We start from the raw sequence: 12,817 nt of genomic DNA, 5'->3' as shown, positions 1-12,817 counted from the left end.
TCTCGATTAATGCGGTGGACGACTCACGAACTTACCCGATCCGCACAGGAATGAAGATTTTGTCACTCCCGCGCTGAATCAGCAAGGCGACAGACTTCGTCGACTTGCCCACCACGTCGCGCACCTGGGCGACCGAGCTTACCGGACGTCCATTTACCGACAGCAGTACGTCACCCGGTTGCACGCCCGCATTGGCGGCGGCGCCTCCGGTGTCTTCAATGACCAGCCCGGAAGCGATACCGGACTGGCGCTTTTCGATCGGCTCTAGCGGACGCAGCGACAGGCCAAGTTTGCTGCCCGCATCAAGCGTCTCGACCGCTTCCGGTTGGGCGGCGGCGACCTTGTCGCTGGCGTTGCCGAGCTTGGCCGGGATCTGGACGATCTTGCCATCGCGCCAGACGTCGAGCGTGACCCGGTCGCCCGGCTTGGACGTGCTCATCAGGGCCGGCAGGTCGCCCGAGGCAATGATCGGCTGGCCGTTGAGCTTGCGGATCACGTCGCCGGACTTGAGGCCGGCCTTGTCGGCCGCGCCGCCCGGCTCGACGTTCGACACCAGCGCGCCTTCCGGCGACGCCAGGTTGAACGAATCGGCAAAGGCCTGGTTCACTTCCTGGATCGACACGCCCAGCTTGGCGTGCTGCACCTTGCCGGTCGTCACGATCTGGTCCTTGATGCGGTAAGCCACATCGATTGGGATCGCAAACGACAGGCCCTGGTAGCCGCCGGTCTGGCTGTAGATCTGCGAATTGATGCCGATGACTTCGCCGCGCGTGTTGAACAGCGGGCCGCCCGAATTGCCCGGGTTGACGGCCACGTCGGTCTGGATGAACGGCACATTGCCTTCGTCGATCGAGCGGCCTTTCGCGCTGACCACGCCGGCGGTAACGCTGCTTTCCAGGCCGAACGGCGAGCCGATTGCCAGCACCCACTCGCCCACTTTCAGGTCGGTCGATTTACCGATCGGCACGACCGGCAGGTTCCTGGCCTCGATCTTGAGGACAGCCACGTCGGTCTTCGGATCGGAGCCGAGCACCTTGGCGCGGTATTCGCGCCGGTCCTGCAGCTTGACCGTGACTTCGGAAGCGTCGCGCACCACGTGCGCGTTGGTCAGGATGACACCGTCCGGGCTGATAATGAACCCGGAACCGGCGCCAAAAACGGGAACGTCGCGCTGGCCGCGCTGCGCGCGCGGGTCCTGGAAGCGACGGAAGAATTCGAAGAATGGATCGTTTTCATGACCGCGCGGCAGGCGTGCATTCGGCCCCGCGCTGGTCTTGGTGCTGCCTGTCACCTGGATGTTGACGACCGCCGGCCCCATGCGCGCGACAATCTGCGTGAAGTCCGGCAACACGACGCCGGCTGCAACCTGGGTCGGCGCGCCGACAGCGGCCGGCAGCGCGGGCGCGGCCAGGGTTGCGGGAGCGCTGACGGCGCCGGAGGCTACCGCATTGTTGTGATTGACTGTAATCGCACCAACCGCTCCGCCGATGACGCCTGCGGCGGCAAGGGCAAGGGTGAGTCGCTTAGCGCTGATGGCAGTAGTGGCACCTACGTTTTGCATTTAACGTACTCCTGGATTGAAAAGGTTTACCGATGGGTTCAGTGTGCAGCACCAGACTTAATGCTTCCTTAAAGCTGGTTGTAGAAAGGGGCACCCCAACTGCGAGCGCCCCCCTTTCCTACATGGTTCCTGCTGTGATTACGCAGCCTGGCGTTGCTCCAGTGCCTGCACATTTTCACCGCTGCCGATGGCGTCGCCACCGCCGATGGCGATCTTGCGCGGCTTCAGCGCTTCAGGCACTTCGCGCACCAGTTCAATGGTCAGCATGCCGTTATCGAACGATGCCGTGGTGACCTTGACGTGGTTGGCCAGCTGGAAGCGCTGTTCGAAATCGCGTGCCGCGATGCCGCGGTGCAGGTAGGTGCGCTGGGTGTCATCCTTCTGCTTGCGGCCGGTGACGTGCAAGGTGTCACGCTCGGCAACGATCTCGACTTCCGAACGGTCGAAGCCGGCAAGCGCCATCACGATGCGGTACTTGTCTTCGCTGACCAGTTCGATGTTGTATGGAGGATAGCTAGGCTGGGCGTCGGCGCGCTGCTCAAGCAGCTGGGCCAGGCGGTCAAAGCCGATAGCGGAACGATAGAGAGGGGTAAGGTCAAAAGTACGCATGATAAATATCCTTGTAAAGTTAAGCGATAAGTTGACGGACCTCCGTTGAGCATCCGTTGCTCCCCATCTAATGGCAGCGCTCGCCATTTCAAGGGTAAAAAAAATATGATTTTTGAGGCCGCCTGCCAAAAAAAATTTTGCGTGGCGGGCGCGCCGCGCACGGCAGGGACTGCGGGATGCGGCGCGCATCGATGGTGTATGCTTCTTCCATGACTACAGATACCGATATCCAGCTGAGCGGACCGTTCAAGGCCGTGGACAGCACCGGCCGTTCCCATGACGTCAAGGGCATTCGCATCTTCGACGAGGGCTACGGAATCATTGACGTGTACGTTGATTTCGCCGCGCCGGTCGAGCCGGGCTTGTACAAGGACAAGGTACTGGCCGGCAAGGTAATCGACCAGTTGCGCACCCTGGGCTACAAGGGCCCGGACTTCGGCCCCAGCGATCCTGGCTTGCAGGACCGCAAGCTGATCGTGCTGGAAGCGCCGGAAGAATTCAGCGCGTTTGCCAAGAGCAAAGGCTGGAAAAACCTGGCTGAGGAATTCGACGAGGAGTAGGAATTCCTGGCGATGCCAGCTGCGTACAGGAGCGGCGCGTAGGGCGGATAAGCAAAGCGCATCCGCCGAAGGCCGGAATCTCGTTAGCGCCATTCATCCGACGGCGGACGCGCTTCGCTTGTCCGCCCTACCAAACCAGCCACCGGTGATTCCACCGCGACGCGTCAAGCAAACAAGCCATGCAAGTACCAGCGCGGCTCGGCGTCCTCTGACATGCCGGCAATGCGCTCGCGGTACACCCAGTAATGCGCATGGTCCTGTCCCTCGGCGATGAAATAATCGCGCGCATGCGCCTGGCTCCACCACCCTGCTTCGATGCGTTCCGGTGTCGACGCCATCTTCAATGGCGAACCATAAAACGGACGGTGGTTGCGCATCAGCAGCGCGATCGGTTTGGCCAGCAGCCACACCGGGCGCGGCAGGCTGAGCACATCGGGCGGCATCTGTGCGTCCAGCGCCGCCTGGCGGATCTTTTTCTGCACAGGCACCCAGGCATTGGCCAGTTCGGGCCGGTAGTCGGCCTGCGGCGCCGCCTGCAGCACGTTATCGGGGCCCAGCCGCGCGACCAGCAGTTCAAGCATGCGCAACTGGTCTTCCTCGCTGCCGCCCGGTTCGGGAAACAGCGACTCGCTCGGCGGCGCCATCGGCTGCACCTGCAGCGCTTCAAGGCACAGGCCGATCACGTGCGCTTCCAGCACCTGCTTGCCCAGCCTCTCCTTCAGCAGCCGCACCAGGTGCTCATCGCGCCATGTGGGTTCGGCCAAGACGATTTCGATGACGGTGGGGGGGCGCGCCACCCTTCCGCGCTCGTGTTCAAGCTGCAAGGTGATGCGCTCGACGGCGAGCTGGCGCGCGCACAGCCAGCCGGTCAGCTGCAGCAGCAAACGATGGGCGCCGAACAGCAGCGCCTCGGCATTCTCGACCCGGTCGAACAGTTCAAGATGGGCGCGGAATGTGGTGGGCGCCTCGATCCAGTCAAACAGTTCGGGTGTCATGCCGTAGGCGGCATCGAGCATGTCGAGCAGCGCACGGCCGCAGCGGCGCTGCAGGCCGGGTCGCGGCAGGCGCCGCATGTCGCCCAGGCTGAAGCAGCCGATGCCTTCGATCCAGGATGCAAACGGACGCGCCGGCGGCAGCAAAGTGCATGGCAGGCGGTCGAGCCGGCGCACCAGCGAGGGCATGCCAAGCGCCCTGCCGCCCCGGTGGCGCGCCAGCAGCCAGGCGCCGCGTGCGGTAGGCGCGCAACTGAGCACCGCGCTGAACCCAAGCGCGCGCATGTTGGCGCGGATGCGCTGGCACAGCGCGCGGATGCCGCCGAACAGGCGCAGGCTGGCGCCGATGTCGATCAGCAGCGTCGATTCTTCAGCTTGCGCTACCAGCGGAGTGTACTGCAGCAGCGCCATCGCGACCGCATGCAGGGCCTCGGCTTCGCGCTCGGCCGTGCGCTCGTACAGGCGTGCTTCGGGCAACAGCATAAGCACGCCGCCGCGCCGCATGCCCGGCTGCACTCCGGCCGCGCGCGCCAGCGGCGAGACGGCCAGCACACGCTCCTGCTCCAGGACAACGCTGCCGGCGTCGTCACTGGACCAGTTCGGGCAGAAGACCTCGAGCGGTAGCTGGGGCAGGTAGAGGCCGATCCAAAGGCGCATGGCGTTGCAGTAAAGAAGGTGTAAGTGGGAGGAACAGCGGCGCGTCACGCTGCGGCCCCCGGCGTTTGACGAAACCGATTTCCATGCCGCCCGCGGCCGGGCGCAGGCTGAGGCGCAGCGGTGCGGGCGATGCGTCCTGGCTGGCAGCGAGCGGCCGCAGCATGAAGAACAGGGTTTCGCCGCTTTGTGCGGCCAGGTTAAGGCGGCGCAGCGCTTCACCGCGCGCATGGCTGTGCCAGAACAGCAGCGCACCGCAGCTACCGCTGCGCAATACCTGTTCGGCCGCCCACAGCGCGTCGGCACTGCGGCTGGTACGCACCCACAGCAGTTGGGATGGTTTGATGCCCAGGGCGGCCAGCGCCAGCGCCTGGGGCGGGTGTGGCGGTTGCAGCAGCACAATGCGGCGCCGGGCCACCGTTTGCAGCGAGGGCCGCAGCAGGCGCAGTTCACCGATACCTGCTTGCTGGAGCAATAATTCGTTGAGCGTGCCGGTTGGCCAGCCCCCGCCCGGCAGTTGCGCGGACAGCGTGGGATGGCCGGTATCGACGCAGCGGGTGCTTGAATGCGCCAGTTGTGAAGCCAGCCATAATGAAGGATGCAAAGCTTCTGGCGCGGCAATAGTATGTAGAGAAGTCATGGTCAAACCGCCAAAGTACTGTATGAATATACAGTACTATTCGAAGGCTGGTTTGGCAAGGCCTATCTTTTTGCGGCGCGCTCTTGACTTTGGATTCAGGCGCTGCCAGCCCGGCGGTGGCGGGAAAAGAAGTCGAGCAGGAGCTTGCTGGAGACGGGCCCGGGCCCTGAATTGAACACCAGGCTGTCGTCGCCGCCGCTCCAGGCGTGCTTGAGCTCCGAAATTTGCACGACCCGCAGCAGGAGTTTGCGCTGCAGCCGGATGTCGCGCAAGCGGTAGGCAAACGTGCGGCTGGTGCGTTCCCGGCTGGTGATGTCAACCGTTGTGCCTGCCGGCACGCGATTAAGCAGCAGCGCCTGTTGTTCGAGATGGGACTGGTTAACCGGGCGAACCACCCGGTCGGATTCGCCATGCAGCAAGATGGTCGGCATTGCCGGAAAGCCTGGCTGCCGGTCCAGCACTTCCAGGATCGCTGGCCCCGCACGCCGTGCATCGCCATGGAGCATTACTTTGACGGCTGCGACAGCGCCGCGCGCGGCGCCAAACAGCGGCGAGGAATGCACGCCCACTGCGGCTATCAGGCCGGGATGGTTGAGCGCGACTATATGCGCCATGGCGCCGCCGGCTGAAAAACCGCAGATATAGATGCGTGACCGGTCGATCGGATGCGACGCGGTGACTGTATTGACGATCCCGACGATCAGCCCGACGTCGCCGCCGCCCTCCTGGGTCGCACGGTCATACCATTTCCAGCAAGCCTGGGGATGGCTCGCCTTGGACTGCTGCGGATAGACGACTGCATAACCCTGCTTTTCAGCAATCAGGTTCATTCGCGTGCCCTGGGCAAACGCATTCGCGTTCTGGTCGCAGCCGTGCAGCATGATTACCAGCGGAATGCCCTGCGGCGGAACGGCAGGCGGCATGTACAGCCAGTACTGCATCGTGCGCAGCACGCCGTGGGCGCCGAGGCCGGTGTAATGACCGCTGAGCCATTGACCGGCCAGGCCGCCGCCGGCGGGCGCGCCGCTGACGGTTTTCGACCGCGTCTTGCGCACAGCGGGCGCGGCGGCATTCTTGGATTTAACTTTTGGAACAGCCAGCAGCGTCTTTACCGCGCGAGCGGTCGTACGCTGCTGTTTCTTCGCGTTGCGCAGCAGGCTGCGCAACCACGGCTGTACCAGTTTTACCATCGAAGCCTTGATAGTACAGGCAGGCGCGCGAGCAAGGTCGCGGCGAGCGAGCGGGTGGGAATAGGTTTGCCCAGTGGGCCGGCGTTGTTGCAGCGTGCGCTAATGAACATCATGTAATGCCTCCAAGTTTTCATTAGAGTAGCAATCAGGAAATACGCGCTCTGTGCGTTATCGCTCATATGGGCAGAAACACAACAATCTCGCGCGCGCCGATCGCTTCCGCACGATTGACACAAATCAAAAGCAGCACCCTCCTACAACTTACGCTAGACAAGGTGAGGAGACGACTCACTTCAGAATCCCATCCTTTGGCAGGGTGGACATTCACGACATCTAACGGGAGAAAACAGATGAGCTACGCAGATCGCGACAAGTACGGCATCTATAAAAGCAGCTCCGGCCCCGGCCCAGCGCTGATGGGTGCCGACACCCTCATCGGTGACAGTGTAGTCAATGGACAGGAAGAAAATCTGGGCGACATCAAGGAAATCATGCTTGATATGCGCTCCGGGCAGGTTGCATACGCCGTGCTGTCGTTCGGGGGCTTCCTCGGCATGGGCGAAAAACTGTTCGCCGTACCCTGGCAAGCGCTGCATCTTGATACCGTCAACAAGCGATTCGTACTGAATGTGGATAAGGAAAGGCTCTCCAACGCGCCCGGCTTCGACCCCGACCGTTGGCCTGACATGAGCGATGTGGGCTGGGCCAACCAGATCCATACCTTCTATGGAACCGACCAGACAGTAGGCGGAATAGGCGAGGCCTGGCATCCGGGCATGACCTCCACCTCGACTGGTGCAGGCACCAGGGTCAAGCACTAGAGCATGATGGGAGCGGCGCAGCGCTCAAAGCCAAGGCTTCCCCCAGCTTTTGGCCGGCGCTGCGTCGACTCTCACTTTCGGCCAGCTCACTTTCGGTCAGCTCACTTCGGGTCAGCTCACTTTCGGCCTGCTCACTTTCTGCCAAGTGAGTGGCGCTCTTAAGCGTGCTACCAGACGTAGGGAGGACCAGCGCGTAGCGCGTTATCCGCCATGGCTGCGTCAACGTAATGCCTGCACTGGCGGCCGACGCATGTCGTGCTTCCCTCCTGCGCCCGTGCTCCCGTTTAGCGCTGCATCGACTCCCACACCTTCTGCAAGCGCTTTGCCGATACCGGCATCGGCGTGCGAAGTTCCTGCGCGTACAGCGACACGCGCAACTCCTCCAGCATCCAGCGGAACTCCACCATTTTTGGATCCGTGTTCTTGCCGGCCAGCCTGTCCTTCGCCGCGCGCAGGAAATGGCTGGCGGACTGGTTCCACTCCGCCATCAGGCGCGTATCACGGGCCGGGTCGGCGCGTAGCTTCTCGAGCCGCACGTTGATCGCCTTCAGGTAGCGCGGGAAATGCGCCAGCTGTGCGTAATCAGTCTCGGCAACGAAGCGCTTGTGTACCAGGCCTTGCAACTGTCCCTGGATATCCGCCGCGACTTGCTGCTGGACGTTCTGCAATTTCTTCGGCAGGCCGTGATACTCGGCCAGCACCTGCCCGACAAGGCGCGCGATCTCATTCACCAGCAAGCCCAGCCGAGACTTGCCCTCTTCCTTGCGCTTGTTAAACGATGCCGCGTCGGTCGGCAGCGGGTCTTGAAGGCAGGCGATATCGATGGCCTTCTGGATGATCTGGTCGCGCAACTCCTCCTGCGACCCTAGCGCCATGAACTGCATGCCCATCTGCTGCATGCCCGGAATATTCTTTTCCGCAAATTTCAGCTGCTCACGGAACTGCAGCGCGAACAGGCGGCGCAAACCGATGCGATGCGTACGCGCGGCAACAGCCGGATCATCGAACACTTCCAGGTCGCAATGCGTGCCCTTGTCGACCAGCGCGGGGAAGCCGATCAGCGTCAGCTTGCCCTGCACGATTTCCAACAGCTCAGGCAGCTCGCTAAAGCTCCAGCTTGTCAGGCCAGTGTGCTGGCTGACCGCGGGCGCGGACACTGCAGCCTCCGGTGCGGCTTTGCCACCTTTGCCCGGGGCGGCCGCCTTGGCCGCAAGTGGTGCGCTTTGCTTTCCGCCGGACAGCTGTTGGATGGAAGCAGCCGACAGTGGCGCAGCCTGTGCTTTGCCTTCCGCCATCTTCTGGAAGCTCTCGCGCGCCAGGCGTCCGAACTCGTCCTGCAGGGCCGACAGGTTGCGGCCCATCTCCAGCTGGCGGCCATGCTCGTCGACCACCTTGAAGTTCATGAAGTGGTGGGCTGGCAGCGTCTCAACCTTGAAGTCGGTCGTCAGCACCGCAATGCCGGTCTGGGCGCGGATGTCGGCGATGATCGCGTCCACCAGGTCGCCCCGGCCGAATTTGCCCGCTTCCTGGACGCGCTCGCAGAAGCGCGCCGCGTAGTCAGGCAGCGGCACGCAATGGCGGCGCAGTTTCTGCGGCAGCGATTTGAGCAGCAGGTGCACCTTCTCCTTCAGCATGCCCGGCACCAGCCAACCGGCGCGCTCGCGCGGCAGCTGGTTGAGCGCAAACAGCGGCACCGACAAGGTCACGCCATCGCGCAGGCTGCCTGGCTCGAAGTGGTAGGCAAGCTGCATCTCGATGCCGGTCACCGCCATCGTCTTCGGGAACAGCTCCGTCGTGACGCCGGCCGCTTCGTGCCGCATCAGTTCTTCGCGGTTCAGGAACAGCAGCTTCGGATTGTCGAAGGTCGCATCCTTGTGCCACTTTTCAAAGCCTGCGCCATTGACCACATCGAGCGGAATGATCTTCTCGTAGAATGCCGCGATCAGGTGGTCATCGACCAGCACATCGAGGCGGCGCGACTTGTGTTCGAGGTTCTCGATCTCGCGGATCAGCTTCTGGTTGTGGGCAAAGAACGGCGCACGCGTGTCGTAATCGCCGGCCACCAGGCCGTCGCGGATGAAGATCTCGCGCGCCTCGGCCGGGTTCTTCTGGCCGTAATTGATGCGGCGCTGGCTGTACACCGTCAGGCCGTACAGCGTGGCCTTCTCCGACGCGGTTACCTGCGCCGATCGCTTTTCCCAGCGCGGCTCGCCCCACGACTTCTTCAGCAGGTGGCTGCCGACCCGCTCCACCCACTCGGGCTGGATCTGCGCCACGCAGCGCGCATACAGGCGCGTGGTTTCGACCAGTTCGGCCGCCATCACCCACTTGCCTGGCTTTTTCAGCAGCGACGATCCCGGCCAGATGTGGAACTTGATCCCGCGTGCGCCCAGATAGGCGCCGCCCGGTTCGTCCTCGGCCTTGAAGCCTACGTTACCCAGCAGGCCAGTCAGCAGCGCGGTATGCAGGTTCTCGTAAGTGGCCGGTGCATCGTTCAGGCGCCAGCCCTGCTCGCGCACGATCGTCAGCAGCTGCGAATGCACATCGCGCCACTCGCGCAGGCGGACCTGCGACAGGAAATTGCTGCGGCAGGATTCCTGCAGCAGGCGGTTCGACTTCTTATGTTCGATCGCCTGCTCGAACCAGTTCCAGATTTTTATAAAGGACAGGAACTCGGACTTCTCGTCGGCGAATTTTTTGTGCGCTTCGTCGGCGGCCTGCTGGTATTCCATCGGGCGGTCGCGCGGGTCCTGCACCGACAATGCGGACGCCACGATCAGCATCTCGGTCAGGCAGGCGTTATCCAGCGCGGCGAGGATCATGCGGCCTACGCGCGGATCGAGCGGCAGCTTGGCCAGCTTGTGGCCAAGTGGCGTCAGCTGGTTCGCCTCGTCGACGGCGCCGACTTCCTGCAGCAGCTGGTAGCCATCGGCGATGGCGCGGCCCTGCGGCGGCTCGATGAACGGGAAGGTCTCGACGTCCGTCAGGTGCAGCGACTTCATGCGCAGGATGACCGCCGCCAGCGAGGAACGCAGGATCTCCGGCTCGGTAAATTTTGGCCGCTGCAGGAAGTCGTCTTCCTCGTACAGCCGGATGCAGACGCCGTCGGCCACGCGGCCGCATCGGCCCGCGCGCTGGTTGGCCGCCGATTGCGCAATCGGCTCGACCTGCAGCTGTTCGACCTTGTTGCGGAAGCTGTAGCGCTTGACGCGCGCAAGGCCTGCGTCCACGACGAAGCGGATGCCAGGCACGGTCAGCGAGGTCTCGGCCACGTTGGTAGCCAGGACGATGCGGCGCGCATTGGTAATCTTGAAGACGCGGTCCTGCTCCTCGACCGACAGGCGGGCGAACAGCGGCAAAATCTCCACGTGCGGCGGATGGTGCTTGCGCAGCGCCTCGGCGCAATCGCGGATCTCGCGCTCGCCGGGCAGGAACACCAGCACGTCGCCCGAACCGATGCGGCTCAATTCGTCGACCGCGTCGATGACGCCGTCCATCAAATCGCGCTTTTCACGCGCTGCCTGCGCCTTTGGCTGCGGCTTGCCCTCGGGCGCGCCGGCCGTTACCGGATCGCGGTCTATTGGCCGGTAGCGCACTTCCACCTTGTACAGGCGGCCTGACACCTCGATCACCGGCGCCGGTTTGCCCGGCTGGCCGAAGTGGCGCGAGAAGCGGTCCGCGTCGATGGTCGCCGACGTGATGATGACCTTCAGGTCAGGACGGCGCGGCAGCAGCTGCTTCAGGTAGCCAAGCAGGAAGTCGATGTTCAGGCTGCGTTCGTGCGCCTCGTCGATGATGATCGTGTCGTACGCCTTGAGCAGCGGGTCGGTCTGGGTTTCGGCCAGCAGGATACCGTCGGTCATCAGCTTGACCGATGCGCCTTTTGACAGCGTATCGTTGAAACGGACTTTAAAGCCCACATGCTCGCCCAGCGGCGAGCCGAGTTCCTGCGCGATGCGTTTGGCGGTCGACGAGGCCGCGATCCTGCGCGGCTGGGTGTGGCCGATCAGGCCTTTCTGGCCGCGGCCTAGTTCAAGGCAGATCTTCGGCAGCTGGGTGGTCTTGCCCGAACCGGTTTCGCCCGACACGATGATCACCTGGTTTTCCGTCAGCGCCTTGGCGATGTCGCTACGGCGACCGGAGACCGGCAGGTCTTCGGGGAAGGTAATCGGCGGAAGCGGATTGCGCACCACCTCACGCGGCGCAGCACGCTCACGCGCCGCGCGCTCGCCCTGCTGCTGCGGCTTGCGCTCGCCCTGCTGCTGCGGCTTGCGCTCGCCCGCTACCCGCTTGGGACGCGGCTGTCCCGGGCGCTGATCGTGCGCACCTGCCGCACCTTGACCGGCGGGGTTACGAGGTTGCTGCGCCTTTGCTGCGGGTACTTCGGGCTTGTTACTCTGTTCTGACATCGTTTTTTGCATGAATTTGGCGCGCAAGTCGCGCAGCGAATTATAATGCGGCAAATGGAAAACCCTACCCAATTCGTCCAATGGCTGCGCTCAGTCGCGCCATACATCCACGCTTTCCGTGGCAAGACCTTCGTGGTCGCGTTTCCGGGCGAACTAGTCGCCGCCGGCGCACTGTCCGTGCTGGCGCAAGACCTGTCGCTGCTGGTCGCACTCGGGATCCGGGTCGTCATCGTCTACGGCTCGCGTCCGCAGGTGGCCGAGCAGCTCGCGCTGCGTAACGTCGAAGGCCGCTTCCACAACGGCATCCGCATCACCGATACAGCCGCACTCGAATGCGCGAAAGAGGCCGCGGGCGAACTGCGCCTGGATATCGAAGCCGCGTTCAGCCAGGGCCTGCCAAATACGCCGATGGCGCACGCGTCGATCCGCATCATCTCAGGTAACTTCGTCACCGCGCGTCCGCTTGGCGTGATCGATGGCGTCGACCTCGAACTGACCGGCATCACCCGCAAGGTCGACGCCGAACGAATCCACGCGATCCTCGGCACCGACAGCCTGGTGCTGCTCTCCCCGCTCGGCTTCTCGCCAACCGGTGAAGCGTTCAACCTGACGATGGAAGACGTCGCCGTCTCCGCCGCCATCGCGCTGCACGCCGACAAAATCGTCTTCATCACCGAAACGGCGATGATGCTCGATGAGGGCGGCGCCGAAATTCGCGAACTGTCGTCGCACCAGGCAGAAGCCGTGCTCCAAGCCGGCTTCCTGGCGACCGACTCGTCGTTCTACCTGCAGCATGCGATCAAGGCGTGCAACAGCGGCGTACCGCGCGCGCACATCGTGCCGTTCGAGATGGACGGTTCGGCGCTGCTCGAACTGTTCACCCACGACGGCGTGGGCACCATGATCAGCCACGAGAACCTCGAAAGCCTGCGAAAGGCCACAATTGAGGACGTCGGCGGAATTATCAAGCTGATTGAACCACTGGAAGCGGACGGCACCCTCGTCAAGCGCGGCCGCGAGCTGATCGAACGCGAAATCGACCAGTTCTCGGTCATTGAGCACGACGGCGTGATCTTCGGCTGCGCGGCGCTGTATCCGTTCCCGGAAGAAAAAATGGCTGAAATGGCATGCCTGACCGTCAACCCCGAAGTGCAGACCCAGGGCGACGGCGAGCGCATCCTGCGCCACATGGAGAACCGCGCGCGTGCCGCCGGACTCAAACAACTCTTCGTCCTGACCACCCGTACCTCGCACTGGTTCCAGAAGCGCGGCTTCAAGCCCGCGACCGTCGATGCGCTGCCAAAAGACCGCCAGCGCATGTATAACTGGCAACGCAAGTCCCAGGTCCTGGTCAAATCTTTATAATCGTACTTTCACACAC

At 63.3% G+C, this 12,817-nt stretch carries 9 protein-coding genes; 3 read left to right on the top strand and 6 right to left on the bottom strand.

The window, feature by feature from the left end; translation table 11 throughout:
- Positions 1 to 31 precede the first annotated feature (31 nt).
- Both LMJ30_RS10495 and LMJ30_RS10490 read right to left on the bottom strand, forming a co-directional pair.
- Positions 32 to 1,561 carry a DegQ family serine endoprotease gene (locus LMJ30_RS10495; protein ID WP_229432295.1) on the bottom strand — a complete coding sequence of 510 codons (1,530 nt, stop codon included), beginning with the start codon at positions 1,559 to 1,561 and terminating at the stop codon, positions 32 to 34.
- Between the two features lie 138 nt (positions 1,562 to 1,699).
- Positions 1,700 to 2,170 carry an Hsp20 family protein gene (locus tag LMJ30_RS10490; RefSeq protein ID WP_229432294.1) on the bottom strand — a complete coding sequence of 157 codons (471 nt, stop codon included), beginning with the start codon at positions 2,168 to 2,170 and terminating at the stop codon, positions 1,700 to 1,702.
- 209 nt (positions 2,171 to 2,379) lie between these two features.
- Between LMJ30_RS10490 and LMJ30_RS10485 the strand changes: the two genes are divergently transcribed.
- Positions 2,380 to 2,730: a hypothetical protein gene (locus tag LMJ30_RS10485; RefSeq protein WP_229432293.1), complete on the top strand. Its 351-nt coding sequence runs from the start codon at positions 2,380 to 2,382 to the stop codon at positions 2,728 to 2,730.
- A gap of 164 nt (positions 2,731 to 2,894) precedes the next feature.
- On the opposite strand, the gene LMJ30_RS10480 is transcribed toward LMJ30_RS10485, so the two are convergent.
- From LMJ30_RS10480 to LMJ30_RS10470, 3 genes are all read right to left on the bottom strand, one after another.
- Positions 2,895 to 4,379, bottom strand: coding sequence for a Y-family DNA polymerase (locus LMJ30_RS10480; RefSeq protein ID WP_229432292.1), 1,485 nt, complete (start codon positions 4,377 to 4,379; stop codon positions 2,895 to 2,897).
- Positions 4,309 to 5,016 (bottom strand): translesion DNA synthesis-associated protein ImuA, encoded by a 708-nt coding sequence (imuA, locus tag LMJ30_RS10475; protein WP_229432291.1) that lies wholly within the window; start codon positions 5,014 to 5,016, stop codon positions 4,309 to 4,311. The genes LMJ30_RS10480 and imuA overlap by 71 nt, the downstream gene beginning before the upstream one ends.
- A gap of 95 nt (positions 5,017 to 5,111) precedes the next feature.
- Positions 5,112 to 6,206, bottom strand: coding sequence for an extracellular catalytic domain type 1 short-chain-length polyhydroxyalkanoate depolymerase (locus LMJ30_RS10470; RefSeq protein WP_229432290.1), 1,095 nt, complete (start codon positions 6,204 to 6,206; stop codon positions 5,112 to 5,114).
- 350 nt (positions 6,207 to 6,556) lie between these two features.
- Here LMJ30_RS10470 and LMJ30_RS10465 point away from each other — a divergent pair, with 350 nt between their 5' ends.
- Positions 6,557 to 7,027, top strand: coding sequence for a PRC-barrel domain-containing protein (locus LMJ30_RS10465; protein ID WP_229432289.1), 471 nt, complete (start codon positions 6,557 to 6,559; stop codon positions 7,025 to 7,027).
- A 284-nt stretch (positions 7,028 to 7,311) separates the two neighbouring features.
- Here the strand turns inward: LMJ30_RS10465 and hrpA are convergent, their stop codons facing one another.
- Positions 7,312 to 11,436 carry an ATP-dependent RNA helicase HrpA gene (gene hrpA / locus LMJ30_RS10460; protein ID WP_229432288.1) on the bottom strand — a complete coding sequence of 1,375 codons (4,125 nt, stop codon included), beginning with the start codon at positions 11,434 to 11,436 and terminating at the stop codon, positions 7,312 to 7,314.
- 54 nt (positions 11,437 to 11,490) lie between these two features.
- Between hrpA and argA the strand changes: the two genes are divergently transcribed.
- Positions 11,491 to 12,801, top strand: coding sequence for an amino-acid N-acetyltransferase (argA, locus tag LMJ30_RS10455; RefSeq protein WP_229432287.1), 1,311 nt, complete (start codon positions 11,491 to 11,493; stop codon positions 12,799 to 12,801).
- Positions 12,802 to 12,817: the final 16 nt, after the last annotated feature.

The sequence above is a fragment of the Massilia agrisoli genome (assembly GCF_020831365.1).
In the GTDB taxonomy this organism is placed as follows: Bacteria; Pseudomonadota; Gammaproteobacteria; order Burkholderiales; family Burkholderiaceae_D; genus Telluria_A; species Telluria_A agrisoli.
The sequence above is the reverse complement of the archived record's forward strand: the minus strand, read 5'-3'. Positions and strand labels throughout refer to the sequence as shown.

Excerpts from the sequence above, each read along its gene's own strand:
- LMJ30_RS10480 (WP_229432292.1), bottom strand. The coding sequence starts at position 4,379 with ATGCGCCTTTGGATCGGCCTCTACCTGCCCCAGCTACCGCTCGAGGTC.
- LMJ30_RS10485 (WP_229432293.1), top strand. The coding sequence starts at position 2,380 with ATGACTACAGATACCGATATCCAGCTGAGCGGACCGTTCAAGGCCGTG.
- LMJ30_RS10495 (WP_229432295.1), bottom strand. The coding sequence starts at position 1,561 with ATGCAAAACGTAGGTGCCACTACTGCCATCAGCGCTAAGCGACTCACC.
- argA (WP_229432287.1), top strand. The coding sequence starts at position 11,491 with ATGGAAAACCCTACCCAATTCGTCCAATGGCTGCGCTCAGTCGCGCCA.
- LMJ30_RS10490 (WP_229432294.1), bottom strand. The coding sequence starts at position 2,170 with ATGCGTACTTTTGACCTTACCCCTCTCTATCGTTCCGCTATCGGCTTT.
- LMJ30_RS10465 (WP_229432289.1), top strand. The coding sequence starts at position 6,557 with ATGAGCTACGCAGATCGCGACAAGTACGGCATCTATAAAAGCAGCTCC.
- hrpA (WP_229432288.1), bottom strand. The coding sequence starts at position 11,436 with ATGTCAGAACAGAGTAACAAGCCCGAAGTACCCGCAGCAAAGGCGCAG.
- LMJ30_RS10470 (WP_229432290.1), bottom strand. The coding sequence starts at position 6,206 with ATGGTAAAACTGGTACAGCCGTGGTTGCGCAGCCTGCTGCGCAACGCG.
- imuA (WP_229432291.1), bottom strand. The coding sequence starts at position 5,016 with ATGACTTCTCTACATACTATTGCCGCGCCAGAAGCTTTGCATCCTTCA.